Origin of the sequence: Nocardia mexicana NBRC 108244 (assembly GCF_001613165.1) — a bacterium.
Taxonomy (GTDB): domain Bacteria; phylum Actinomycetota; class Actinomycetes; order Mycobacteriales; family Mycobacteriaceae; genus Nocardia; species Nocardia mexicana.
Genome location: NZ_BDBV01000074.1, coordinates 82542 through 107486, shown reverse-complemented (window position 1 = coordinate 107486; position 24945 = coordinate 82542). Strand labels below are relative to the sequence as shown.

The 24945-nt window shown below is 68.5% G+C and carries 26 protein-coding genes and 1 pseudogene; 16 read left to right on the top strand and 11 right to left on the bottom strand.

What is annotated here, in order from left to right:
• Window positions 1-21: 21 nt before the first annotated feature.
• Window positions 22-1323, bottom strand: coding sequence for an ABC transporter substrate-binding protein (locus tag NM1_RS28070; RefSeq protein WP_068026280.1), 1302 nt, complete (start codon window positions 1321-1323; stop codon window positions 22-24).
• Between the two features lie 199 nt (window positions 1324-1522).
• Here NM1_RS28070 and NM1_RS28065 point away from each other — a divergent pair, with 199 nt between their 5' ends.
• From NM1_RS28065 to NM1_RS28050, 4 genes are all read left to right on the top strand, one after another.
• Entirely contained in the window at window positions 1523-2347 is an 825-nt protein-coding gene (locus NM1_RS28065) for a DUF2786 domain-containing protein (RefSeq protein ID WP_068026356.1), read from the top strand.
• A 190-nt stretch (window positions 2348-2537) separates the two neighbouring features.
• A complete protein-coding gene (locus NM1_RS28060; protein WP_068026277.1) occupies window positions 2538-3050 on the top strand; it encodes a TIGR04338 family metallohydrolase in 513 nt (170 codons plus the stop codon).
• 357 nt (window positions 3051-3407) lie between these two features.
• The gene (locus NM1_RS28055; RefSeq protein ID WP_068026275.1) at window positions 3408-3779 is read left to right on the top strand and encodes a hypothetical protein; all 372 of its coding nucleotides are present in this window, start codon (window positions 3408-3410) and stop codon (window positions 3777-3779) included.
• 64 nt (window positions 3780-3843) lie between these two features.
• On the top strand, window positions 3844-4554 hold the full coding sequence (locus NM1_RS28050) for a GbsR/MarR family transcriptional regulator (RefSeq protein WP_068026272.1): 711 nt from the start codon (window positions 3844-3846) through the stop codon (window positions 4552-4554).
• A 182-nt stretch (window positions 4555-4736) separates the two neighbouring features.
• Here NM1_RS28050 and NM1_RS28045 read toward each other — a convergent pair whose 3' ends face one another.
• From NM1_RS28045 to NM1_RS28030, 4 genes are read right to left on the bottom strand one after another with little or no spacing between them, the layout of a single operon-like run.
• Window positions 4737-5360 (bottom strand): NAD(P)-dependent oxidoreductase, encoded by a 624-nt coding sequence (locus tag NM1_RS28045; protein WP_068026270.1) that lies wholly within the window; start codon window positions 5358-5360, stop codon window positions 4737-4739.
• Window positions 5360-5800 (bottom strand): SgcJ/EcaC family oxidoreductase, encoded by a 441-nt coding sequence (locus tag NM1_RS28040; RefSeq protein WP_068026267.1) that lies wholly within the window; start codon window positions 5798-5800, stop codon window positions 5360-5362. The genes NM1_RS28045 and NM1_RS28040 overlap by 1 nt, the downstream gene beginning before the upstream one ends.
• 33 nt (window positions 5801-5833) lie before the next feature.
• The gene (locus tag NM1_RS28035; protein ID WP_068026265.1) at window positions 5834-6553 is read right to left on the bottom strand and encodes an SDR family NAD(P)-dependent oxidoreductase; all 720 of its coding nucleotides are present in this window, start codon (window positions 6551-6553) and stop codon (window positions 5834-5836) included.
• A complete protein-coding gene (locus NM1_RS28030; protein WP_084520119.1) occupies window positions 6550-7191 on the bottom strand; it encodes an SgcJ/EcaC family oxidoreductase in 642 nt (213 codons plus the stop codon). The genes NM1_RS28035 and NM1_RS28030 overlap by 4 nt, the downstream gene beginning before the upstream one ends.
• Window positions 7192-7284: 93 nt before the next feature.
• Between NM1_RS28030 and NM1_RS28025 the strand changes: the two genes are divergently transcribed.
• Entirely contained in the window at window positions 7285-7758 is a 474-nt protein-coding gene (locus NM1_RS28025; RefSeq protein ID WP_068026262.1) for a MarR family winged helix-turn-helix transcriptional regulator, read from the top strand.
• Between the two features lie 64 nt (window positions 7759-7822).
• Here the strand turns inward: NM1_RS28025 and NM1_RS28020 are convergent, their stop codons facing one another.
• Window positions 7823-8797 carry an o-succinylbenzoate synthase gene (locus NM1_RS28020; protein WP_068026260.1) on the bottom strand — a complete coding sequence of 325 codons (975 nt, stop codon included), beginning with the start codon at window positions 8795-8797 and terminating at the stop codon, window positions 7823-7825.
• Between the two features lie 165 nt (window positions 8798-8962).
• Here NM1_RS28020 and NM1_RS28015 point away from each other — a divergent pair, with 165 nt between their 5' ends.
• Window positions 8963-9349, top strand: a complete 387-nt coding sequence (locus NM1_RS28015) for a hypothetical protein (RefSeq protein WP_068026257.1) — start codon at window positions 8963-8965, stop codon at window positions 9347-9349.
• Window positions 9350-9367: 18 nt separating this feature from the next.
• Window positions 9368-9715 (top strand): hypothetical protein, encoded by a 348-nt coding sequence (locus tag NM1_RS28010; RefSeq protein WP_068026255.1) that lies wholly within the window; start codon window positions 9368-9370, stop codon window positions 9713-9715.
• 67 nt (window positions 9716-9782) lie between these two features.
• On the opposite strand, the pseudogene NM1_RS28005 reads toward NM1_RS28010, so the two are convergent.
• Window positions 9783-10951 (bottom strand): annotated as a pseudogene (locus NM1_RS28005) (thiolase family protein).
• Between the two features lie 109 nt (window positions 10952-11060).
• Between NM1_RS28005 and NM1_RS28000 the strand changes: the two are divergent.
• Window positions 11061-11552, top strand: coding sequence for a winged helix-turn-helix transcriptional regulator (locus tag NM1_RS28000; protein WP_068026352.1), 492 nt, complete (start codon window positions 11061-11063; stop codon window positions 11550-11552).
• 74 nt (window positions 11553-11626) lie between these two features.
• Here the strand turns inward: NM1_RS28000 and NM1_RS27995 are convergent, their stop codons facing one another.
• A complete protein-coding gene (locus tag NM1_RS27995; RefSeq protein ID WP_068026252.1) occupies window positions 11627-12715 on the bottom strand; it encodes an ABC transporter ATP-binding protein in 1089 nt (362 codons plus the stop codon).
• 183 nt (window positions 12716-12898) lie between these two features.
• Here NM1_RS27995 and NM1_RS27990 point away from each other — a divergent pair, with 183 nt between their 5' ends.
• The 6 genes from NM1_RS27990 to NM1_RS27970 all read left to right on the top strand — a co-directional run bounded on the left by NM1_RS27990 (window position 12899) and on the right by NM1_RS27970 (window position 19855).
• Window positions 12899-13693: an LLM class F420-dependent oxidoreductase gene (locus NM1_RS27990; protein ID WP_068026249.1), complete on the top strand. Its 795-nt coding sequence runs from the start codon at window positions 12899-12901 to the stop codon at window positions 13691-13693.
• Between the two features lie 114 nt (window positions 13694-13807).
• Window positions 13808-13933, top strand: coding sequence for a hypothetical protein (locus NM1_RS44200; RefSeq protein WP_255286234.1), 126 nt, complete (start codon window positions 13808-13810; stop codon window positions 13931-13933).
• Entirely contained in the window at window positions 13930-15036 is a 1107-nt protein-coding gene (locus NM1_RS27985) for a YeiH family protein (protein ID WP_307719338.1), read from the top strand. Before NM1_RS44200 ends, NM1_RS27985 begins: the two co-directional genes overlap by 4 nt.
• A 31-nt stretch (window positions 15037-15067) precedes the next feature.
• Entirely contained in the window at window positions 15068-16870 is a 1803-nt protein-coding gene (locus tag NM1_RS27980) for an ABC transporter substrate-binding protein/permease (RefSeq protein WP_068026242.1), read from the top strand.
• A 44-nt stretch (window positions 16871-16914) separates the two neighbouring features.
• Window positions 16915-17679 (top strand): amino acid ABC transporter ATP-binding protein, encoded by a 765-nt coding sequence (locus tag NM1_RS27975; protein ID WP_068026349.1) that lies wholly within the window; start codon window positions 16915-16917, stop codon window positions 17677-17679.
• Between the two features lie 115 nt (window positions 17680-17794).
• Window positions 17795-19855 (top strand): PhoX family protein, encoded by a 2061-nt coding sequence (locus NM1_RS27970; protein ID WP_068026240.1) that lies wholly within the window; start codon window positions 17795-17797, stop codon window positions 19853-19855.
• Window positions 19856-19926: 71 nt separating this feature from the next.
• Here the strand turns inward: NM1_RS27970 and NM1_RS27965 are convergent, their stop codons facing one another.
• Complete coding sequence (locus NM1_RS27965; protein ID WP_068026237.1) at window positions 19927-20223, bottom strand: hypothetical protein; 297 nt, start codon at window positions 20221-20223, stop codon at window positions 19927-19929.
• Window positions 20224-20470: 247 nt separating this feature from the next.
• Here NM1_RS27965 and NM1_RS27960 point away from each other — a divergent pair, with 247 nt between their 5' ends.
• Both NM1_RS27960 and NM1_RS27955 read left to right on the top strand, forming a co-directional pair.
• On the top strand, window positions 20471-22012 hold the full coding sequence (locus tag NM1_RS27960; protein WP_068026234.1) for an MFS transporter: 1542 nt from the start codon (window positions 20471-20473) through the stop codon (window positions 22010-22012).
• The gene (locus tag NM1_RS27955; protein WP_246011535.1) at window positions 22009-22593 is read left to right on the top strand and encodes a TetR/AcrR family transcriptional regulator; all 585 of its coding nucleotides are present in this window, start codon (window positions 22009-22011) and stop codon (window positions 22591-22593) included. The genes NM1_RS27960 and NM1_RS27955 overlap by 4 nt, the downstream gene beginning before the upstream one ends.
• Here the strand turns inward: NM1_RS27955 and NM1_RS27950 are convergent.
• Together NM1_RS27950 and ggh are read right to left on the bottom strand one after the other, a co-directional pair.
• Complete coding sequence (locus NM1_RS27950; RefSeq protein ID WP_068026228.1) at window positions 22590-23339, bottom strand: glycoside hydrolase family 25 protein; 750 nt, start codon at window positions 23337-23339, stop codon at window positions 22590-22592. The genes NM1_RS27955 and NM1_RS27950 overlap by 4 nt on opposite strands.
• Window positions 23340-23451: 112 nt before the next feature.
• Window positions 23452-24786 (bottom strand): glucosylglycerate hydrolase, encoded by a 1335-nt coding sequence (gene ggh / locus NM1_RS27945; RefSeq protein ID WP_068026224.1) that lies wholly within the window; start codon window positions 24784-24786, stop codon window positions 23452-23454.
• Between the last annotated feature and the right edge of the window lie 159 nt (window positions 24787-24945).

The following is a 24945-nucleotide window of genomic DNA, read 5'->3' as shown; positions in this document are numbered from 1 at the left end:
TCGGTGTGTGTTCACCGCCGCTTACGAGCCGGCGGCTTGGATGCCCTTCTGCATGCCGGTAATCGCGTCATCGACGGATTTCGTTCCGGTCAGCGCAGCATAAGCGTTGTCCTGGATGGCTTTCGACACCGCAGGATAGTAGGGAGTGACCGGGCGCGGTACCGCGCTGGCGATCGAATCCTTCAGCGCGGGCAGGTACGGAAACTTGGCGATCAGGGCCGGGTCGTCGTACATCGACTGCCGCACCGGAGGGAAGGCGCCCTCGGCGACGATGCGCTGGGCGTCCTCGCTGATCATGAACCGCAGGAAGTCCAGCGCGGTGGCCTTGTTCTTCGAGAAGGAGCTGATGGCGGCGTTGTAACCACCGAGAGTGGAGGCGCCGATGCCGTCCTTGCCGGGCAGCGGGGCGACGCCGACGTTGCCCTTCACCGCCGAGGAGTCGGCGTTGGCCACGCCGTAGAAGTTCGGCCAGGTGCGCAGGAACATCAGCTTGCCCTGGGCGAAGGCGTTCTGGCTCTCGGGCTCCTTGAAGGAGATGGCCTCCTTCGGGATCTCACCGTTCTTGTACGCGTCCACGAGCACCTGCAGCCCGGCGCGCGACTGCGGGCTGTTGACGGTCGGCGTCTTGCCGTCGGGGCCGACGAAGGTGCCGCCGAAGCCGTTGATCACCTCGGCGGTGTTCACGGTCAGGCCCTCGTAGGGCGCGAATTGCCCGGCGTAGCAGCCGATCTGGGGATCGCGCGCGGCGCCGCACTGCGACAGCAGCTCCGACCACGTCCGCGGCGGGTTGGGGACCAGGTCCTTGCGGTAGTACAGCAGGCCGCCGTTGGTGTTGCGCGGCGCCGCGTACAGGGTGCCCTTGTAGGTGGCGCTGGCGACGGTCGGCGACAGCAGCGTGGAGGTGTCGACGGCGAAGGAGTCCTTCAGCGGCTGGATCCAGCCCTTGGCCGCGAACTCCGCGGTCCACGGGACGTCCAGCGCCATCACGTCGTAGTCGGACTGCTTGGCCCGCATGTGCTGGGCCAGGTCGTCGTACTGCTGGGAGGCGTCGTTGGACTGCTCCTTGAAGGTCACCTTCTCGTCCGGGTGGGCGGCGTTCCAGCGCTCTATGAGCTGCTTGACCGCACCGGATTCGGTGGTGTCCTTACCCTCCACATACGTGATGGGGCCGCGCCCGCTCAGGTTCTGGGAGGTGGCGTCGTTTCCGTCGCCGCTCGAACACGCGCTGGTGAAGCCCGCGGTCAGCAGCGCCGCCGACAGTGCGGCCAACGCGGCGCGGGACACCAGGGACGAGCGTCGTGACGACACCTTGTTCAAAGCCATCGATACTCCAGGGTCGAGACGTGAGCGAGCTCGCGAGCGAACCATCGACGCCGCGCGCTCCGACGCACGAGACGCCGAGCGCCAGCGACGCGTACTCGTGAGCGCCAGCACACTCAGCCGGTTGCACAAGGCAAGATACATTGTTCGCGGGGGAATGTGTCGGTCGGTTCTCCTATCCTGGGCTCCGATGTCGACCCAGCTGACTCAGGACAAACTGCTCACCCGCATCGGCGGCCTGCTGCGCCAGGCCGAGTCGACCGACAACGAGCACGAGGCCGAGGCATTTCTCGCCGCCGCGCAGCGCCTGGCGACGCGTTCGTCCATCGATCTCACGGTGGCGCGCGCCCACGTCGCCGGGCGTGAGGCCCGGAAGACGCCGACGCAGAAGGTCATTCCGATCGGCGAGGCCGGCAAGCGCGGTCTGCGCACCTACGTCCAGCTGTTCGTGGCGATCGCGGCCGCCAACGATGTGCGCTGCGATGTGGCGCGGTCGTCGACCCAGGTTTACGCCTACGGCTTCGACACCGACATCGCGACCTGCGAGGCGCTCTATACGAGCCTGCTGGTGCAGATGGTGCGGGCGTCGGATCAGTACATCAAGTCCGGCCGGTACAAGTCGGCCATGGTGGAGAAGATCGTCGTCGAGAAGCGCTGGGGCCGAACGGTGCAGCGGCGCGTTCAGGCCCCTGTCGCAGCGGTGACGGCCCGGCTGAACTTCCAGATGGCCTTCGCCGCCCGGGTCGGCAAGCGCCTCGCCGAGGTGCGGGCCGACGTGGAGGCGGAGGTGCGGGCCGAACCGGCCGCCACCGGCACCGCACTCGCCCTGCGCGACAAGGAACTCGAGTTGCACGACTTCTACACCCGGACCTCGGAGGCGCGCGGCACCTGGCGCGGACCGCAGGAGTCGGCCGGCTATTCGGCCGCGGCGCGCCGCGCGGGCGATCGTGCGGGGCGTGCGGCGCGCCTCGGCAACTCGCCCGAACTCGGCGCAGCACGTGGGCAACTCAACCCTCGCGACACGTGACCCAGAAAACGCACCGCCGATTCCGCGCCGGGACACACCGCCGCAGTGCGCCTGCTGCCGAGCACGCCAGCTTCCCGCACCCCTTACTCGTTCACGCACCCGCTGCAAAGGCCTGCAGGGGGTGCGGGGTCGTGCAAGGAGTCCGGGGATGCGGGCCGCGTAGCGGTTTCCGGCGGGTAGGGGTTGTGCGATGAGCGTGCGGGATGGGCAGCGGGCGCGGGTGTACGACGCCGAGGGGCTGGTGCGGCGGATGTTCGAGCGGGCCGACGAGCACGGGATGCGGACCGTCGAGCTGCACGGCTCGCAGATCACGCTTCCGGTCGAGCGGCGGTTCGCCTCGGTGGATTCGGTTCAGACGTATGCCGATCGTGTGCTGGCCCTGAACTGGGTCCGCGCGCAGTGGGACCGGGCGGCCACTCCGCTCATCGTCCGCGCTCGTACCGGAACCACGGCAGCCCATTACGAATCCGAGAGTGCCGTGCTCGCCGTTCCGCTGCACCGCGGCGGAACCGCTTGGGCCCTGCGGGAATTGGTGATCCTGCACGAGATCGCCCATCACCTCGAGCCGGTGGGCGCCGAGCTGGCCCCGCACGGTCCCGAATTCTGTTCCCGCTATGTGGAACTCGTTGACGGCGTGATCGGCCCGGAGGCCGCGCTGTTGCTGCGCAGCACCATGTCGGGCTGCGGCGTCCGCTTCGGCTGAGGTTCGCCCGGCCCTATGGCCTCGGCCACATCTACCGGCTATCTACTGTCTAAGTACGTACTATTTTGTTACGTACTATTCATCTACGTAGATGGGCTCTGTCGAATCGGTGACCAGAGCGCACGAGAGCAGTCAGGCAAAGGAGCCGAAATGCGACGTGTACTTCCAGAACGGCGAACCTCCCCTCCGTCGTCACGGCGAGACTCCGGTGATCGCTACGCACCGGTTCGGCGGACCACCGCATTCGCTCCGGCCGTGCGCGGGCCGATGACGGCTACGCCGACTGCGTCCATCGGGGCGGTCGAGGGCGCGACGGGTCGCGGGGTCCGCCGGTCACCGACAGCTGCCGGACGGTGGATGTCGCGGGCGGCCGTGCTGGTTCTGGTCACGGGGGCCACGGCGGCGGGCGCCGTGCTCGCTTCCGGGGCGGCCGGTGCGGACCCCGGGGGCCGCGCGAACCATTCCTCCGATCGCGGCGCGGCCACCAATCGAGACACCACCGGCTGGCGGCACATCGATCCGCGCGGCTACCACCACAAGGAATCGAATCCGTTGCGTCAGGCCGAGATTCGGGACAACCGGCGCGAATACCGGCAGCAGCGCCGTACCGCGCCCGAGGTCCCGCAGCGCGCGCCCGGCAGCGAGCCGGGCGCCTCGACCTGGACGAGTGTGCCCAACGCCGACGGGACGGGGTGGGCCGTCTGCCGCCCGCAGGCGTCCTGGTGCTGATGCCGGTTCGCGCTATGTTGCAATGTCTGGGGGTTGTAGTCGCGCTGGTGCACAGGAGGCCGGGGTGCCGGGAGGCAGACTGTCACAGGACGACCGCAGGCTGATCGCCGCCGGACTCGCCGAGAGGCTCGGGTACGCCGAGATCGCACGGCGCCTCGGCCGCCCCACCTCCACGGTCAGCCGCGAGGTGACGCGCAACGGTGGCCCGGGACGCTACCGCCCGGAGCTGGCGCAGGCCGCCGCGGCGGTGCGGTCCCGGCGCCGTACGCCGCGCCCGGACGCGACCGAGAAGTACTCGGGCACCGATGAATACGGGCGCGACCCGGAAACGCTGGACGCCTTCAGCGCCGGTCTCGCCGAGCTGTTCGTGCAGACCGGGATGCCCAGAACGGCGTCCGCCGTGCTGGCCCGGCTCTACGCCGTCGACTCCGGCAGTCTCACCGCCACCGAGCTGGTGCGGCATCTGGGCGTCAGCCCCGCCACTGTCTCCGCCGCCATCGGCTATCTGGAAAACCAGGAACTCATCCGCCGCGACCGCGACGCGAACAGCCGCCGCGAGCGCTACATCCTCGATGAAAGCGCCTGGTACCGAGCCACATTGGCGGGCGCCCGCTTCAACGAACTGTTGTCCGCGCAGGCCCGCGACGGCGCCGCGGCCCTCGGCCCCGGCACCCCGGCGGCCGCCCGCCTCCTGGGTATGGGCGAATACCTGGACGAGGTCGGCCGCGACATGATCCGCTCGGCGGAGCAGTGGCGAACAAAACTCCTACGCTGATTCACCACCCGCCCGCCACCCCGAAAGAGTCTGCGGCGGGCGGCTCTACCGCAGCCTGATGAGAATGTCGACCGTCGTGACGTTCTACGACCTTTCGGATCTTCAGACATGTCTACCGAGGATCGGACGTTTCTCGTATGTCATCGCGTCGAGCCGGTAACTCGGCCTCCGAGATTGTCGGGTCAGGATGAGAGGGCGACGACGGTGTGTTCGGTATGGGGGTCGGTGACGGCGTCGAGTAGGTAGGCGGCGAGGTCGGCTCGGGAGGTTCGGGCGGCGACTTTCTCGTTGGCTCCCAAGGAGATTTGTGGGCTGCCGGTCGGTGGGGTGTCGGTGAGTCGGGTCGGGCGCACCGACGTCCAGCGCAGGTTGCTTTGTGTGAGTTGGGATTCCATGCGTTTCATGTCGGTGTAGATGTGGCGCATGATGCGGTGCAGGATATGGGCGAAGAGGCGCGTTGTCCGACCGGCGTCGTCCGGGACGTCCAGGCCCGCGGACGAGATGACCAGCAGGCGGGCGCCGGGGCGCAGGGCGGCGATGAGTTCGGTGGCCGCCGTCGAGTACAGGGTGGTGGGTCCGCGGCCGGTGGCGCCGAGTGCCGAGATCACCGCGTCCTGCTGGTCGAGGGTTCCGGCGAGGGCGCCCGGGGCGGTGGGGTCCGCCGCGACGATCGTCAATCCCGGTGCGGGGGTGAGGCTCCCGGCCCGCCGGACGATCGCGGTGACGCGATGTCCGCGGGCCAGGGCCTGGGCCACCACCAGGCGCCCGGTGCGTCCGGTGGCCCCGACCACTGCGATGGCGGACATCAGCGGGTGGCCGGTCGGGAGGTGGGCTGGAACTTGAAGGTCGCGGCCTCCAGCAGCGGCTTGCGCTGGGTCTTCTGGACGGCCGCGATGCGCCATTCGTCGTCGGCGTCTCGGATCACCGTGTAGGTGGCGAGCTTGCCGAGCTTCTTCGGCTCACCTTTCGAGGATTCCCCGCGGGTGACGACCACGGCGATATCGTTTCCGTAGCGGCGGATTTCGATGATGTCGACGGTGAGCCGGGTGCCCTTCAGGAAGCTGTCGAACAGCGTTTGGTGCGCACGGCCGATCTCCTCGCCCCCGTGGTACACGGTGCCCATGTAGGTGACGTCGGTGGCGTCGGCGGTGAAGCACGCGCCGTAGGCGGTGCCGTCGCCGCGATTCCAGGCGTCTCGGCTGAGCTCGATCAGGGCGCGGATTGCGGTGGTGTCGATGTCGTTCATGGCTGTGTCTTTTCGATTCGATGGGTGGTGGTTTCAGTCGGCCAGCAGTGCGAGGGCGAGGCGGCGGGGAAGCAGCCGCGCCGCGGTGCTGAACAGTCGATTGGCCGGGCTGGTGAGGATCACGGGACCGGCCTTGTCGGACAGGGCCTTCCGGGCGCGCTCGACTACCTCTCGCGGTGATTGGACCAGCCAGGACGGGACATCCGCCGCGGTCTGCGATGCGGTGGTGGTGACGCCGGGGCACAGGGCCATGACGTGGACGTTCCGTCGTTTCTGCTCGTGCCACAGCGTTTCGGAGAACGTCGTGACGAAGGACTTCGACGCGCTGTACAGGGCCATCCCGGGTTTCGGGGCGAGGCCGAGGGTGGACGACACGTTCACGAGCGCGCTGCCGGGGCCTGCCGCGCCGAGGAAGGCGTGGGCCAGCACGACCACCGCGCGACAGTTGAGATCCAGTGTGGTGAGCGCGGATTCGAGCGGCAGCGTCCCGAAGTCACCGTGGTCGGCGGTGCCGGCATTGTTCACCAGCAGCGTGTACCCGCCATCGCGCAGTCGCTCCGTCACCGCGCGCATTCCGTCCTCGGTAGCGAGGTCGGCGGCGAGATAGTCGTGGTCGCCGCCCAGTTCGTCGACCAGCGTTTCGAGGTCCCGCCTGCCCCGTGCCACCGCGGTCACCGAATATCCGGCTCCCGCAAGGGCTGTCGCGAACTCCCGGCCGATACCCGCGCTCGCCCCGGTAACCAGCGCCCTCACCGCTCCGCCTCCGGCCGGGTATCCGGCGCGAACAGGAAGGAGATGCGTTCCATCACCGACTGCCGCTTGGTGTTGTGGAAGCTGGCGATGCGCCACGCTCCGTCCTGTTCGCGAACCACGGTGTAGGTCTGGGTCTTCGGCAGGTCGGTCGGTCGATCGTCCTCATAGGTGTCGCCACGGCTCGTGACGACGGCGGCGCCGGGACCGTAGAACCGGACACCGAGGTAGGAGTCGGCGAGCTTGGTGCCCTTCAGGAATCCACCGAAGAGGGCCTGATGTGCCGTGGTCAGATCGCGGCGGCCCTGGTAGTGGGTGCCGACATAGGTGGTGTACGTGGCGTTTTCGGTGAAGGTCGCCCCGAAACCCGCGGCGTCGTTGCGATCCCACGCCGCGGTCATGTCGGACAGCGTCGCGCATACCGCGTTCAGGTCCGCGGCGCTGCCGCCGTCGGGGGTCACGCTCGTGCACTCGGCGACGCCGGTGTTGCGGACCTCGGACATGGTGTCGAGCCACAGGTAGCCGCCTCCGGCGGCCAGGCCGAGCGCGAGCACGGTCGCGCCGGTCACCTTGGCGATGGTGCGGCGCCGCGATCTGCGGGGGGTTGCTTCGAGATCGCTGGCGGGGACGGTGGTGGTCATGGCGAGGGCCTCTCGTGTTATTCTCTGCTTAGAAGATTAATCTGCGCTATGCAATCTCTTCGTTTGAGAAGAGATTACGAGAGAGGATGCCCCGTGTCAACACCTCGGCATGACGACGACCCCGGTCGGATCTTTCGGCGGTATCTGAGTTCCGTTGTGCTGCACGCTCAAGCGGGTGCGAAGGCGGTCGGGCTCGGCGCCACCGACCTGTATGCGCTGAACATCCTGGAGTTGAGCGGCGCCATGACACCGGGGGAACTCGGCACCCGCACGGGCCTGACGACCGGCCCGACCACGCGGCTCATCGATCGCCTGGAGGATGCGGGGTACGTGCGGCGGGCCGCGGATCCCGGCGATCGGCGCAAGGTGATCGTCGAGCCGGTGGGTAGGCCCGCCGATCTGGACAGGGTCCTCGCCCCGGCCCGGGGTCGAATCGGCGAGATAGTCCAGGGCTACACGCCGGAACAGCGCGAATTGCTGTTCGACTACTTCGCCCGCGCGGGCGAGGCGTTCCAGCGGGCCGCGGAGGAGATCGGCGACGACCGGGAGCCGAACGATCCCGCCTGATGGGCCGTCGCCGGCCGACGCACGGCCGGAGCGAATGCGGAGGTACGCCGACTCGGGCGGGGCGTCAGTCGAGCAGCTCGAGCACGCGCGCGAGGCGGCCGCGCCACCAGCGGGTCCGTTCGGGATCCGGGTGCCGGAATCGGTGCAGCAGTTCGGGATCCGGCCGCGGCGGCGTGCGGGGTACGGGGAGGTATCCGTCGACGGGAACGAGGGAGTCGGCGACCACGTCGCCCTCGAACAGCCGCACGGTGCCCAGCCCGCAGGCGAATTCGAGGTCGGGCAGTGCGCCCGCGAGGGCGAGCTGGGCGGACAGGCCGATGCTGGTTTCCAGCGCCGAGGAGACCACGCAGGGCAGATCGGCGGCCTCGGCCACCCGCAGGGCTCGGCGCACGCCGCCGAGCGGCGTGCATTTCAGGACGGCCACATCGGCGGCGCCGGCTACGGCTACGCGCAGGGGATCCTCGGCGCGGCGGATGGATTCGTCGGCGGCGATGCGGACGTCGACCCGACGGCGGACGGCGGCCAATTCCTCGATGGTGCGGCAGGGCTGCTCGACATACTCCAGACCGCCTGCGGCACGGTCGATCCGCCCGATGCTCGCCACCGCGGTATCGACATCCCATACGGCATTGGCGTCCACCCGGATCGCGCCTCCGGGGCCGAGGGCATCGCGCACCGCGGCCACCCGCTCCAGATCCTCCGCAAGCGACTCCGGATGGTCGGCGATCTTCACTTTCGCGGTGCCACAACCGGATCCGGACACGATCTCGTACGCCCGCTCCGCGCCGACCGCGGGGACGGTGCAATTGACCGGGATGCGCTCGCGAACCGGCTCCGGCCACCCGGCGGTGATCTGCTCGACCGCGGTGGCCAGCCAGCCGACGGCCTCGCGATCGTCGTATTCGGGAAACGGGCAGAACTCGCCCCAGCCGAGCGGGCCCTCGAGCAGCACTCCCTCGCGGACGGTGATGCCGCGGAAGCGCGTGCGCAGCGGTATCGCGTAGACGAAGGCGGATTCCGGCTTCAGCAGCTCGCTCACGACTCCGCCTCGCCGGCGCTCGGCTTCGTCGTGCGCGAGGCGCGCTGTGTCCTCGGTTCGCTCGCAAGCTCGCTCACGCCGCCAGCCTAACGATCGCGGCCCGATTCCCACGGCGTGAGTAGTTCTGCGGATTCGGGTGCGGGCGAGGCGGGCCAGGCTGGAGGCATGACCTACCTCGATCCGCTGAGTGCCGCTCCGGTGACGACCGGGCAGCTCGGTCGCCGACCCGTCCCGACCTGGGATCTGGTGCTGGCCATCGTGCTGTACCTGCTCGCGGCCGTCGCGGGCATGTTCGCGGCATCGATCACCCCGTTCTTCGCCATGGCCACCGACCCGTGCGGGTACCAGTCGGGGTGTCGCGAGGAGCTCGCCATGTGGGGGATCTTCGTCTCCTGGGGCGGGACCGCGGTGGCGCTCGGCGGCGGGCTGGCGATGATGATCGTGGCGGCGGTCAAGCGGTGGCAGATGTGGATCTGGCCCGGGCTCGCGCTGCTGCTGATTCCGCTCACCTTCGCCGTGGGTCTCACGCTGGCCGGGCAGGTCGTACCCTGATCGGTGGTTCACTGGAGTATGGCGCTTTGGCCGGAATCTAAGCCGCTGCCGCGCGGCCGGGACTTCGGTCCGACCCTGTTCGTCTACGCCATCATGTGCGGATTGGGTTGGGCGGTAGCGCGTTACGGCCTGCCCTACGATCTGATGGCCGCGCAGCGCACGCGCGGGTCGGCGCGGTACCTGCCCCTCGCCTACATCGTGGCGTGGGTGGGAATCGCCGGGGCACTGGTATTTTCCGGTTACCGGGTTGTCGAGGCGATCCTGGATCGCCGACCTGCCTTGCCGTACGCGCTGTTCGCCTTCGCCTTGATCGCCGAGGCATGGTTGGCCGGTTTCGTCGTTGCGATGGTCGCGATCTCGTATTGACGCAACCGGCGCATGTTCTGTGCCGCCGGGGCCGGAGCCCCGGCGGGCACTGCGGGAACGTCCTGGTTCACAGCCGCTCGTAGATGGTGGCATTGGCCAGACCGCCTGCTTCACACATGGTTTGCAGGCCGTAGCGGGCACCGCGTTCGGCCATGGCGTGCACCAGGGTGGTGGCCAGCCGCGCACCGGAGGCACCCAGTGGATGGCCCAGCGCGATCGCCCCGCCGTGGACATTGACCCGCGACAGATCGGCGCCGGTCTCGCGCTGCCATGCCAGCACCACCGAGGCGAAGGCCTCGTTGATCTCGATCAGGTCGATGTCGTCCAGCTGTAAACCCGCGCGCTGCAACACTTTCCGTGTCGCGGGAAGCACCGCCGTCAGCATCAGCAGCGGATCGTCCCCCGCGACGGCGAAGCTGTGCAGCCGGGCGAGCGGGGTGAGACCGAGCTGCCGGGCCTTCTCGCTGGTCATGATCAGCACGGCGGCGCTGCCGTCGTTGATCTGGCTGGCGTTGGCGGCGGTCACATTCCAGCCGATCTCCGGGAATCGGGCGGCGTACTCCTCGCTGTAATAGGCCGGGCGCAGTCCGGCCAAGGTGTCCAGCGTGCTGCCGACCCGGATGCCCTCGTCGACGGTCAGGCCGCCGATCGGTGCGAGCTGCGATTCGAACGAGCCGTTCTTGGTTGCCCGCGCGGCCTTTCGTGGCTGCCGAGGGAGAACTCGTCCATGGCGGTGCGCCCGATGCCCCAGCGCGCCGCGATCAGCTCGGCGCTGATGCCCTGCGGGACAAGATCTTCCGGGTACCGCTCGCGAAAGGCGACACCCTCGAGGTCGGTGGCGCCGACCAGGTTGGCGCCCATCGGAATTCGGCTCATGGACTCCAGGCCGGTCGCGACGACCACGTCGTACGCGCCCGCGATCACGCCCTGCGCCGCGAAATGAATGGCCTGCTGGCTGCTGCCGCACTGGCGGTCCACCGTGGTCGCGGGCACCGATTCGGGATATCCCGCGGCCAGGGCCGCGCGGCGCGTCACGTTGGCGGCCTGCTCGCCAACCTGGGTGACCACCCCGCCGATCACGTCGTCGATCAGTTCCGGATCGATGCCGGTCCGCCGCACCACCTCGCGCAGGCTGTGTGCCAGCAGGTCGACCGGGTGGACCGGGTGCAGGGCTCCGTTCGCCTTGCCCTTGCCGATCGGGGTGCGCACGGCCTCGACGATCACTGCGTCTCTCATGGCGGTTCCTTCCGAACGCCGCTGCGTCGCGGCTCTAGCTAAGGTTTTCTATAGCCAGAATAGGAGCTGACAATAGTTGTCACAAGTCAGAATTGCTATGATCGGCGTCATGTCCGCTGTGCTGGAAGGACCGCTGCGTGATCTGCGGTCGTGGAAGCCCGACCACTGCTCGATCGTCAAGGCGCTCGATGTCGTCGGTACCCGGTCCGCGCTGCTGATCCTGCGCGAGACCATCTACGGCACCACGCGTTTCGACGGATTCGCCGCGCGCGTGGGCATCACCGATGCCGCCGCGGCGGCCGCGCTGCGCAAGCTGACCGAGGCCGGGCTGCTGCGCAAGGAGCCGTATCAGGAGGAGGGCAAGCGCACCCGGCACGAATACGTGCTCACCGACAAGGGCCGCGACCTGCTCCCGGTGATCTTCGCCCTGTGGCAGTGGGGCGACAAGTACCTCCAGGGGAGCGAGGCTCCCCTGGAGCGCGTCGAGGACTCCACCGGCGAGCCGGTCCGCGTCGAGATCCGCAGCGCCGCGGGCAACGAGGTCCCCTTGGAGAACCTCCGCATCCGCCTCAACAAGAACTGGCGCCGCCCCAAACCCTGACCTGGGGCGTGCGCCAGCCCCCTACTCCCTGGGCGTGCGCCACCCTCGTATTTCCGGCGTGCTTTTGGCCGGAATCAGTTGAGGCGGCGCCCGTCGGCCGGGGCGAAGAAGTAGATGTGCTCGGATGTGGCCGTGAGGGAGAGCTTTTCGCCCTTGGCCGGGGGTTTGCGCCAGTCGGCGCGGGCCACGATGGTCTCCCCCGTCCCCGAGGCGCCGTTCTCACCCAGGGTGCGGCCGTAGATATAGGCATCGGAGCCCAGCTCCTCCACCACGTCCACCTCCATGGCGATGCCCGCACCGGTATCGGCGATGTCGAAGTGCTCGGGCCGGATGCCGACCACGACCGTGCCCTCGATGGCGTCGGCGACCGTGCGCGGCAGCGGCAGGGTGTGGCCGCCCAGCACGACGCCCTCGTTGCGCACCGGCAGCGTGAACAGATTCATCGCGGGCGAACCCATGAACCCGGCGACGAACAGGTTCGCCGGATCGCGGTACAGGTCACGCGGGGTCGCACACTGTTGCAGCACACCGTCTTTCAGCACCGCCACCCGGTCGCCCATGGTCATCGCCTCCACCTGGTCGTGGGTGACGTACACCGTGGTGGTGCCGAGGCGGCGCTGCAGCTGCGCGATCTGGGTGCGGGTCTGCACGCGCAGCTTGGCGTCCAGGTTCGACAGCGGCTCGTCCATCAGGAACACCTGCGGCTGCCGCACGATCGCCCGGCCCATCGCCACGCGCTGGCGCTGGCCGCCGGACAGCTGCTTGGGCTTGCGGTCCAGGAACTGCTCGAGGTCCAGCAGCTTGGCCGCCTCGCGCACCCGCTGCTCCTTCTCGGCCTTCGGCACCTTCGCCATCTTCAGCGCGAAGCCCATGTTCTCCGCGACGGTCATGTGCGGGTAGAGCGCGTAGTTCTGGAACACCATCGCGATATCGCGTTCCTTGGGCTCGGCGCTCGTGACGTCGTTGTCGCCGATGAGGATGCGGCCGCCGTCGACGTCCTCGAGCCCGGCGAGCATGCGCAGCGAGGTGGACTTGCCGCAGCCGGACGGACCGACGAGAACCAGGAACTCACCGTCGGCGATCTCCAGATTCAGCTGATCGACGGCGGGTTTGGTGGCGCCCGGGTAGAGCCGGGTCGCGCGGTCGAAGGTGACCGTGGCCATGGTGAATCAATCCCTTCACCGGCAGGAACGTGCCGGACGATCCGAGTAGAGGGTGGGTGCGGCAGGCCGCAGGCAGGAATCCTACTGGTCGTATGCCGCGCGGGTGGCCGATCCGTTCGTTCCGGACGCGGCGGGCGCGCGGCGAGTAGCCTCGGGAACGGCCGACCACAGCGAGGAGGAGCCATGACCCGACCGGTTCGCATCGGAGTTCAGCTGCAGCCGCAGCACGCCCCCGACTACGGACTGATCCGCGATGCCGTGCTGCGCGCCGAGGACGCGGGCGTGGACATCGTGTTCAACTGGGATCATTTCTATCCCCTGTACGGCGATCCCGACGGCGCGCATTTCGAATGCTGGACGATGCTCGGCGCGATCGCCGAGCAGACCGAGCGGGTGGAGCTGGGCGCGCTGGTCACCGGCGGCGGCTACCGCAACCCGGACCTGCTCGCCGATATGGCCCGCACCGTGGACCACATCTCCGGCGGCCGTCTGATCCTCGGCATCGGTGCCGGCTGGTTCGAGAAGGACTACGACGAGTACGGCTACGAATTCGGTACGGCCGGAACGCGTCTGGCGCTGCTGAAGGAATACATGGCGCGCATCGACGAGCGCCTGAAGAAGCTCAACCCGCTGCCGGTGCGCGATATCCCGATCCTCATCGGTGGTGGCGGCGAGAAGAAGACGCTGCGGCTGGTGGCCGAGTACGGCGACATCTGGCATACCTTCGCGGATCTGGAAGTGCTGGAACGCAAGTCGAAGATTCTCGCCGAGCACTGCGCGGACGTCGGCACCGATCCGGCGAATATCGAGCGTTCGGTGGACTGGCCGGGTGCGGACAAGGCGCCGGCGCTGGTGGCGGCGGGAGCCACCACCTTCACCGTGGGCACCGGCGGCCCCGACTACAAGCTGAACGAGGTCGTCGAGGCGATCCGCTGGCGCGACGAGTTCAACCCGGAGTCGGTCACGGGCATCGCCTGACGGATCCCGGGCTCGAATCCGGCTGATTCGATCACTTCCCTGTCTCGACGTCGCCCCGCACTATTGCTCCTGATCGCGCGGGCACTGCCGCGATCGGCGATGAGGGAGTAGGCGATGAGTGAACCGGGCTCGCGGCGATCGGCGTGGGAGCGCATCGGCGTCGATTGGTGGGCGGTGATCGTCGCGGGCGCGTTCGTGCTGCTCGCCGTCGCCGGTGTGCTGCCGAAGATTCCGTGGTGACCGCCGAAACGTCCGCTCCCGAAGCGGAATCCGGAGTGGCGCGCGGTCCGCTCGCCTACCTGCCGGGCATCGTGCTGCTGATCGCCGTCGGCCTGCTCGGCAAGTACACCCAGGTCTGGGTGAACGACCTGACCCACGACCGGGGGTGGCGCTTTCCCGATATCGAATACGTGCTGTGGGCCATCATCTTCGGGCTCGTCATCGCGAATACCGTTGGCGTACCCCGGATCTTCAAGCCCGGCATCGGCACGTACGAATTCTGGCTGAAGGTCGGGATCGTCGCGCTGGGCTCCCGGTTCGTGCTCGGTGACGTCGCGAAGCTGGGCGGCACCAGTTTCGTGCTGATCCTGGTCGACATGACCGTGGCGGGCGCGATCATCCTCACCGTCGCGCGGCTGCTCGGCCTGTCCGGCAAGCTCGGCTCGCTGCTGGCCGTGGGCACCTCGATCTGCGGTGTGTCGGCGATCGTGGCCGCGCGCGGCGCGATCCGTGCCCGCAACTCCGACGTGAGTTACGCGATCGCCGCCATTCTCGCGCTGGGCGCGGTCGCGCTGTTCACCCTGCCCGCGATCGGGCACGGCCTCGGCCTGACCGATCACGAATTCGGCCTGTGGGCGGGGCTCGCGGTGGACAACACCGCCGAGACCACCGCCACCGGCTACGCCTACTCCGATGCCGCCGGAAAGCTGGCGGTGCTGGTGAAGTCGACCCGCAACGCGCTCATCGGGTTCGTGGTGCTGGGCTTCGCCCTGTACTGGGCCGCGCGCGGCGAGGCCGACGCGCTCGCGCCCGGCCTGCGCGCCAAGGCGGCGTTCGTCTGGGCCAAGTTCCCCAAATTCGTGCTCGGATTCCTGGCGGTGTCGGCGCTGGCGACGGCGCACTGGATCGACAAACCCGAGCTGACCAGCCTGGGCAACGTGTCGAAGTGGGCGTTCCTGCTGACCTTCGCCGGGGTCGGGCTCAACACCGACTTCCGCGAACTCGGCCGCACCGGCTGGCGGCCGCTGGCGGTGGCCGTGGTCGGGCTGGTCGTGGTGGCGACGGTCTCGCTGGGCCTGGTGCTGCTCACCTCGCGGGTGCTGCACTGGGGCGTGGTGGACTGATCGGTAACGTTTCCGGCTAATGTTTCCGCCTATGGCCCGTTTGCCCGTATCACGATCCCGTGCGCTGATAGCGGTGGTGTCGGCCCTGAGTGTGCTGTTCCTCGCCGCCTGCGGATCGGATAGCAGCAATTCGTCCGCAAGCAGCGGGTTGTGTGCGCCGCCCGGCGTCGAATCCGCGTCGGCCGCGCCGACCAACCTGGCGTCCGGCGCCGAGGCGGGCGCGGACCGGTTCACCACCCCGAACACCGTCCCGCTGGATCGGATCGACACCAGCAAACTCGGCCTGCTCTCCCCGGGCAAGCTGAGCATCGGCACGCTGTCGGACGCCCCGCCGAGCATCTGCGTGAACTCCCAGGGCGCCTTCACCGGGTTCGACAACGAGCTGCTGCGGGCGATCGGCGCGAAACTCGGTCTGCAGGTGGAGTTTTCGGGCACCGAGTTCGCGGGCCTGCTGGCGCAGGTGGCCAACGGGCGCTTCGATGCGGGCTCGTCGAGCATCACCACCACCGATGCGCGACGGCAGCTGGTCGGGTTCACCAACGGCTACGACTTCGGCTACTTCTCGCTCGTGGTGCCGAACGGCAGTGCTCTCAAAGGCTTTTCGGATCTCGGACCGGGCGTCCGGATCGGCGTGGTGCAGGGCACCGTGCAGGACGAGTACGTCGCCAATACCCTGCATCTGGATGCGGTGAAGTTCCCGGACTACAACACCGCCTACGCGAACCTGAAGTCCGGCCAGATCGACGCGTGGGTGGCGCCGTCGGCCCAGGCCACCGGCGCGGTCAAGCCCGGCGATTCGACCTCGATCGTCCAGAACACCTTCAGCCTGGACAATTTCACCGCCTGGGCGGTGCGCAAGGACAATCAGCCGCTGACCGATGCCCTCAACGCGGGACTCGACGCGGTCATCGCCGACGGCACCTACGCGAAGCTCTATTCCGAATGGGAGCCGAGGCCCTTCCCGCCGGGATGGAAGCCGGGCTCCAAGGCGGCGCCGCTGCCGCAGCTGCCGGACTTCGACAAGATCGCCGCCGAGCACCAGCAGAGCGGCGCTGCCGAGCAGTCCGCGCCGAAGTCGACGCTGGAACAGTTGCGTGACACGTTCTTCGATTGGTCGCTGTACCGCAAGGCGTTTCCGGACCTGATCAAGACCGGCCTGCCGAATACCCTGATCCTGGCGCTGGTTTCGGGCGTGCTGGGCACGCTGATCGGCATGCTCCTGGCGGTCGCCGGGATTTCGCGGACGCGCTGGCTGCGTTGGCCCGCAAGGATTTACACCGATATCTTCCGGGGCCTGCCCGCGGTCGTCATCATCCTGTTGATCGGCCTGGGCATCGGGCCGGTGGTCAAGAACGTCACCGGGAACAACCCGTACTGGCTGGGCGCGGTCGCGCTGGCGCTGCTGGCCGCCGCCTATATCGGCGAGATCTTCCGATCCGGCATCCAGTCGGTGGAGGCCGGGCAACTGGAGGCCGCGCGCGCCATCGGCTTCGGGTATCGCCAGGCGATGACGCTGGTGGTGATCCCGCAGGGCGTGCGGCGGGTGCTCCCGGCGCTGATGAATCAGTTCATCGCGCTGATCAAGGATTCCTCGCTGATCTACTTCCTGGGGCTGCTCGCCTCGCAGCGGGAGCTGTTCGCCGTCGGGCGCGACCTCAACGCGCAGACCGGCAACCTGTCCCCGCTGGTCGCCGCCGGTCTGGTCTACCTGGTACTGACCATCCCGCTCACGCACCTGGTGAACTACATCGACCGCCGGTTGCGGACCGGGCGCGCCGAGGAGCCGATCGACCCCGTCGAACAGGCCGTCATCACGGAAGGACGCGGAGCGTGAGCGACAATTCCGAACCTCGCGTGAGCGACAATTCCGAACCTCGCGTGAGCGATGATCCGAAGCCGGGCAGCGACGTTCAGGCCCGCAGTTCCTCGCTCACCGGTACCGATCTGCACCTGACGCTGGGGAGCAACCACGTCCTGCGCGGTGTCGACGTCCACGTCGACGCGGGCAAGACCACTACCGTCATCGGCCCCTCCGGTTCCGGCAAGTCCACCCTGCTGCGCGTGCTGAACCGCCTGCACGAACCGGACTCCGGCGATGTGCTGATCGATGGCGTCTCGGTGCTGTCCGAGGATCCGGACAAGCTGCGCCAGCGCATCGGCATGGTGTTCCAGCACTTCAACCTCTTCCCGCACCGGACCGTCGCCGACAATGTGGCGCTGGGGCCACGCAAACTGCGCGGCCTGTCCAAGGAGGCGGCGCGGGCGGTGGCCCTCGAACAGTTGGAGACCGTGGGCCTGGCGCACCGCGCCGACGCTCGCCCGGGCAATCTGTCCGGCGGCCAGCAGCAGCGCGTCGCGATCGCGCGGGCGCTGGCGATGAAGCCCGAGCTGATGCTGTTCGACGAGGCGACCTCGGCGCTGGACCCGGAGCTGGTGAAGGGCGTGCTGGCGCTGATGGCCGATCTGGCCTCCGGCGGCATGACCATGATCGTCGTGACGCACGAGATGGGCTTCGCGCGGTCGGTGTCCGACAGCGTCGTCTTCATGGATCAGGGCAGGATCGTCGAGTCCGGTGCGCCGGATCGGATCTTCGACGATGCCGAGACCGACCGGCTGCGGCAGTTCCTCTCGCAGGTGCTCTAGCCAGGCGCTCCGGCCGACTGAGGGTCGCCTAATTGGTCGGATGTTCACTTTTTCGTCTCCTTCGGATCGCACGATCCGTTTACGGTGCGCACGCCAGCCCATTCGAGGAGCGATTGTGAATTTGAAGCCCCTGTCTCTGTTCGTGACGCACGACGGCCGCTCGTCGCGCTCCTCGACAACGTGCACCTACAAATGTGGAAACGCGTGCTTCCACGAGGTTCCCAACACCTCGGCCGGTGAATACTTCGGCGATATCGTCGCGTCGATCTCGCGGCGCGGCCTGTTGAAGGGCGGTGCCGCCGTCGTGCTCGCGACGGGCGCGGGCTCCGTCCTGGCCGCGTGCGGCGACGACGAGGCGACGACGAATACCTCCGCCAGCCCCGGAACCGGTACCGACTTCGCCGCCGTGGCGCCCAATTCGGAGGACGCCGTCGTCGTCCCCGGCGGCTACGAGCAGTCGGTGGTCATCCGCTGGGGCGACCCGGTGCTGCCGGACGCGCCCGCCTTCGACTTCGGCAAGCAGTCCGCCGCCGCGCAGGCCAAGCAGTTCGGATACAACAACGACTTCGCGGGCCTGCTGCCGATCGAGGGCCGGCAGGACGCCTACCTGCTGGTGGTGAACCACGAGTACACCACCGAACCGCACATGTTCACCGGCTACAACCCGGACGCCCCGGTCCGGGAGCAGTTCGAGATCTGCCTTGCCGCGCACGGACTCTCGGTCGTCGAGGTGAAGGCCGAGTCCGGGACCGGCAAGCTGACGCCGGTCATCGGCCGCTACAACCGCCGCATCACCGGCACCACCGAATTCACCCTCACCGGACCGGCGGCGGGCAGCGCCCTCACCAAGACCTCGGCCGATCCGTCCGGCACCAAGGTGCTGGGGACGCTGAACAACTGCTCGGGCGGTCTCACGCCGTGGGGCACGGTGCTGTCCGGCGAGGAGAACTTCAACCAGTACTTCGCCGGTGTGCTGGCCGAGCCGGTCGCCCAGGATCGCGGCAAGCGCTACGGACTCGGCCACCCCGGTGCGGGGCAGGGTGAAATGCCAAGGCACTGGGAGCGTTTCGACAAGCGTTTCGACGTGATTCAGGAGCCGAACGAAGCCAACCGCTTCGGCTACATCGTCGAGGTGGATCCGTGGGATCCGGCCTCGGCGCCGATCAAGCACAGCGCGCTGGGCCGGTTCAAGCACGAGTCCGCCAATATCTACGTCACCCAGGACGGGACGGTCGTGGCGTATTCGGGCGACGACGAGCGCTTCGAATACATGTACAAGTTCGTCTCCGCCAAGAAGATTCAGCAGGGCGATACCGCGGCGAGCCGCAAGCAGAACATGACCATCCTCGACGAGGGCACGCTCTACGTCGCGAAGCTGACCGGCGACCATCCGGACAAGATCGACGGCAGCGGCAAGGCCCCCTCCGATCAGGGATTCACCGGTAAGGGCCAATGGATTCCGATTCTGCAGACCGGTGCCGACGGCAAGGGCACGTCGCTGGTCGAGGGGATGACCGCGGAAGAGGTCGCGGTGTTCACGCGCGTGGCGGGCGACAAGGTGGGCGCCACCAAGATGGACCGCCCGGAGGATTTCGAGCCGAACCCGAAGACCGGCAAGGTCTATGTGGCGCTGACCAACAACAGCAACCGCGGCACCGAGGGCAAGGCCGGTGTGGACGAGGCGAATCCGCGCAATCAGAACAAGAACGGCCAGGTGCTGGAGATCGTCGACGATCACAAGGGCACGGCGTTCACCTGGTCGCTGCTGCTGGTCTGCGGCGACCCCAAGGCCGCCGACACCTACTTCGGCGGATTCGACAAGACGAAGGTCAGCCCGATCTCCTGCCCGGACAATCTGGCCTTCGACCCGTACGGGAACCTGTGGATCTCCACCGACGGCAATGCGCTGAAGTCCAACGACGGCCTGTTCTCGGTGGTGCTCGAGGGTGAGCGGCGCGGTGAGACCAAGCAGTTCCTCACCGTGCCGAAGGGCGCGGAGACGTGCGGCCCGGTCGTCACCGAGAAGCGTGTGCTGGTGTGCGTTCAGCACCCGGGCGAGGTCGACGGGGCCTCGGCGGACAAGCCTGCCTCGCACTGGCCGGAGGGCGGCACCGCACAGCCCCGCCCGGCCGTGGTCGCGGTGTGGAAGGCCCAGGGCGGCAGCATCGGCGTCTAGGAGGCGGGCCCGATTCGGGGGCGGCCGCGCGGCGAGATGAGGGGCCGCGCGGGCCGCCACCCGGCCGGGACCTAGTGCTCGTCATAGTGCCCGTCGTGGGCCGCGTGCCGGTGCCCGTCGTGGATGTAGTCGACGTGATCGCCGTGTGGCACCGAGACGTGTCCGCAGCCCTCGCCGTGCACGTGGTCGTGGCTCGCGTGTTCGGCGTGCCCGGCCGGTTCGCATTCGTCGAAATGACCTTCGTGCTCGCGATGCAGGTGGCCGTCGTGCACGTAGTCGACGTGATCGCCGTGCGGCACCGAGACGTGTCCACAACCCGCACCGTGCACATGGGTGTGATCGGTATGCGGAGCATGCGCTGTGGTCATCGAACTTCCCTCTTTTCGTGTGGATTTTCCGTGTCAGCAGAGCGCTGTGATGATAACCACACATTAACAGGTGCGCATTAATCCACAGCTCGAGGCGATGATCCACAGGCGAACTCCCCGTCCGGGCGCCAAGGAACGCTTCCGCGCAGGGATGAGAGCTTTGCAAGTAGTCATTGCACCGCAAGATTATTGAACTATGGTACAAATAGTACGATAGTTCAACTTTGGGCGGTGTGATGTGACGAGCGTGAAGCAGCCGACGGTGCGTGCCGGGTGGCGCGAGTGGAGTGGGCTCGCGCTGCTGGCGCTGCCGACCATGCTGCTGGGGCTCGACGTGACGGCGCTGTACCTCGTCGTTCCGAGTCTGGCCGCGGATCTGAATCCCACGGCGACGGAGACGCTGTGGATCATGGACGCCTACGGCTTCTTCATCGCGGGTTTCCTGATCACGATGGGCACGCTGGGCGACCGCATCGGCCGGCGCCGGTTGCTGATGATCGGGATGGTCGCGTTCGGCGTCGCCTCGGTCTTCGCGGCGTTCGCCCCGGGTGCCGCGTGGTTGATCGTGGCGCGGGCTCTGCTCGGCGTGGCCGGGGCAACGCTGATGCCCTCGACGCTGTCGCTGATCAGCACGATGTTCGCCGACGTCCGGCAGCGGGCGCTGGCGATCGGCGTGTGGGCCACGATGTTCGCCCTCGGTATGGTGGCGGGTCCGGTCGTCGGCGGCGCGCTGGTGGCCGAATTCTGGTGGGGCGCCGTCTTTCTCGTCGCGCTGCCGGTGGCCGTGCCGACGCTCGCCGGGGCGCGGGTGCTGCTGCCGGAGTACCGGACCGGCGCCGGTCGGCTCGACCTGTCGAGTGTCGGCTTATCCCTGGCGGCGGTGCTGCCGACCATCTATGCGATCAAGCATGCCGCCGCCGACGGCATCGACATGCAGGCGCTGGCCGCCGGGCTCGTCGGCGGTGGCGCCGCCGTCGTCTTCGTCCGTCGTCAGCTGCGTCTGAGCGAACCGCTGCTGGACATGAAGCTCTTCACCAGCCGGGCCTTCTCGGCGGCGCTGACCGTCCTGTTGATCGGCCTGGTCGGATTCGGCGGGGTGATGTACCTGGTCACCCAGTATCTGCAGCTCGTCGAGGACCTCTCGCCGACGGCGGCCGGGCTGTGGATGGGGCCGCCCGCGCTGGCCATGCTCGTCGGGGCCATCGGTGCGCCGCTGCTTTCCCGCCGCCTGTCACCCGGTCTCGTCATGTCGGCCACGTTGGCGTTGTCGCTGGCCGGTTACATGCTGCTCGCCGTCGCGGACACCGGCGGCAGGCCGGGCGTGGTCGCCGGATTCGCGTTCGTCTACCTCGGACTCGGGGTCATCGCAGCACTCGGCACCGATATCGTCGTGGGAGCGGCGCCGCCGGAGAAATCCGGCTCGGCGGCAGCGCTGTCGGAGACCGTGCAAGAACTCGGCATCGCGGCGGGGGTGGCGCTGCTGGGCAGCCTCACCACCGCGATCTATCGGAGCAGGGTCGAGCCGCCGCCCGGGCTGCCCGGCCCCGCGGCGGAGGCCTACGGCGACAGCCTCTCCGGGGCCGCGTCCGTCGCGGACCGGCTGCCCGGGGCTCTCGATAGCGCGCGACAGGCTTTCACCAGCGGACTCAATATCTCCGCCGCGGTGGCCGGTATTGCCGTGGCGGTCGCTGCGGCGGTCTGCTTCGCGACACTGCGGCACCTCCGCCCGCTCGGCGATCCCGAGCCGCTCTCGGGAGCCGTTAGCCTCGACTCCCAGGAGGGTCGATGACGGGTGAAACCATGGCAGCCGAGGAAGGTTCGGTCGACGGGCGCACCGCGCGCGGGCATCGTCGCCGGGCCCAGATCATCGAGGCGACGCTCGCGGTCGTCCACCGCGACGGCGCCACCGGCGTCACCCATCGCACCGTCGCCAGAGAGGCCGGTATCACCACGAGCCTCACCCTCTACTACTTCGCCACCCTCGACGATCTGCTGGTGGCCGCGCTGACCAGCGTCGCGGACGAATACACCGATCGCATCCGCCGTCTCATCGACTCCGAGGACGATCCGGTCGGCGGGCTCGCTCTGCTGATCGCCGAATCCGGTGGGCCGGGCCGCGAGCGCGCACTGGCCGAACGGGAGCTGTCGACCCTGGCCGCTCGCCGGCCCGCCCTACGACCGGTGGCGCGACGCTGGCGCGACAACGTCGCGGAACTCGCCCGAACCCGGACCCGTGACCCGGCCGGGATCGAAGCCTTCGTCGCGCTGGCCGACGGTCTGTGCGCGGCCATCCTCCTCGACGACCACGAGGCCGACCCGGAACATATTCGCGCGATCCTCGGGAACGCGCTGCCGGGACACGGCCGCTAGCTGCTCCCCGTGGGGGGCATGTTGGCGAAGCGGGCGAAATCGCCCTGGGCCCCGCTGTAGACGTTGATGTCGGTGTTGCCCGCGATGCCCGGGATGCGGCCGGAATCGGTCTGCTGCCAGAACGTCCACGCGGGCCAGCCGCCCGGGACCTCGGGCTGGTCGTTGCCGCGGTAGTCGGCGATCCACAGCGGGTAGCGGGTGAACTCGTTCGTATCGGCCATCGCCGTCTTCCAGAACGTCGGATAGGTGTAGACGATCGGCACCCGGCCGGTGAGCGCCTGCACGGTGTTGAGGTAGCGGTGCGTCCAGTCGATCAGCGCGGCGGGCGGCAGGCCGCCGGAGTTCTCCAGGTCCAGCACCGGCGGCAGGTCCAGCGGGCCGTTCTGGCCCAGTACCAGGGTCGAATACAGCGCGGCCTGCGGTTCCGGCGGCAGTTCGGGATGGGCGTAGTGGTAGGTGCCGCGGGCCACCCCGGCCGCGCGCATCAGCACGCTGTCGGGGACGAAGTAGGGATTGACGTAGTTGAGTCCCTCGGTGGCCTTCACCATCGCGAAGTTGTTGCCCGAGGCCTTCACCTCGAACCAGTTGATCATCCGGCCGTCGACATGTTGCCAGGACGAGACGTCCGGGCCCGTCGGCTGAGCCGTTGCGACGGTAGTTGCCGAAAGGATGCCCACGGCCGCGAGGGCGGGCAGGGCCAAGAGCGTGCGACGAACATTCGGGCGGGCCACGGTGCGTCGATACATGGCTACGAGGGTAAGCAGCGGAAGCGGATGTGACCACAGTCATCGCTGTGATCTGTGACCGGTGATTGCTCGAGATGTGCGGATTCGGGCCTCGGTCCCAAATCGCGGCCGGTCAGCCCAGCCAGTCGAGCACCGATGCCGCCGTCCACGACTGCTGCATGCTGCCCAGCGGCTCGCCGGTGAACGGGTCGTAGTACTCCGCGAAGCTGCCGTCGCTGGCCTGGCGCAGGCCCTCCGCGCGGAGCATGAACGACCGCTCGGCCCAGCCGCGCCGGGCGAACACCCAGGAGAACAGCCAGCTCATCACCGGCCACACCGGTCCGCGCCAGTACTCGCGCGCCCGGAAGTCCTTCGACACCGGCGAGGTCGACGGCGGCAGGGCGTAGCGCAGGTCCGGATGGCCGCAGAATCTCGGCCCCTCGAACAATCGCAGCAGGCTGCGCTCGGCGTCGCGCGGCAGGCCGCCGCACAGCAGCGGCGCGAACATGGACACGGTCTCGGTGTTGATCGGCCGCCCCAGCCGGATATCGAAATCCCGGGCCACGCCGGTGCGCGGATCGGTGGTGGCGATGACCCCCGCGCGGAAGTAGTCCGCCCATTCGTACAGTTCCCGCACGTCGGCGTGCGGGAGACGATAGTCCTCGCCGATATTGGCCAGCACCTCGCAGGCCAGCGCGAAGATCGAGGTGACGAAGACGTCCTCGACCGCGAAGCTCATCGTCGCGGCCAGTTGGAAATCGTCGTATCCACATCTGCGCATCTGCTCGACCAGCCACAGGTAGCGGTCGTATTCGCGATCGGTGGGTCGCTGCGCGGGATCCACCAGCGTGATGTCGGCGCGTTCGTAAGGCGTCAGATCGCCGGGAATCACGTTGTCGTAGGCGCGATCCCAGCGCGGCGAGTTGTCCATCCCCGATTCCCAGCCGTGGTACAGCGTGATGCGGCCGTTCTGCTTCGGGTCGCGGGCGTGCGCCAGCCAGCGATGCCAGCGCATCAGGTCCGCCCAGCGGCGGTTGAGGAACTCCTCGGCGACCCCGCGGGTGGTGCGGCCGTGCCGCCGGGAGTGATCCAGGATGCGCTGCACCGCGATGGCGTGCACGGGCGGCTGGGTGATCCCGGAGGTATCCGGACCGTCCGGCGCGTTGGCGGCCAGGCGGCGGCATTCCCAGCGGGCCGGGCCCGGGAAGTAACCGTCCACACCGTTGGCGAACACGATGTGCGGGATCATCCCGTTCTTCCACTGCGCCGACAGCAGGGTGTCGAGCTCGACCACCGCGCGTTCCACACTCAGCGGCGCCAGGCCCACCGCGACGAATGCGGCGTCCCAGCTCCACATGTGCGGGTACAGCTTGGGGGCGGCGCTGGTCATCGTGCCCAGGTCGTTTCCCCGCAGCAGGTACGCGGCCCGGGCCGCCAGTTGTGTCGGAGTGAATCCGGGCCCGTTCATCCCCCTATTCTGCGACGTCACCTTCAGGTACGCGCGCTGCGCGGGTTCCCCACCCTCGGGCCGGTGCGGTGCCGGCTGCTGTTCGGCAGTTCTCACACTCTTCGCCTCGGTTCGTGAATCGGTTGCCGAGATTGATACACCCGGCCGCACCGTGATCGC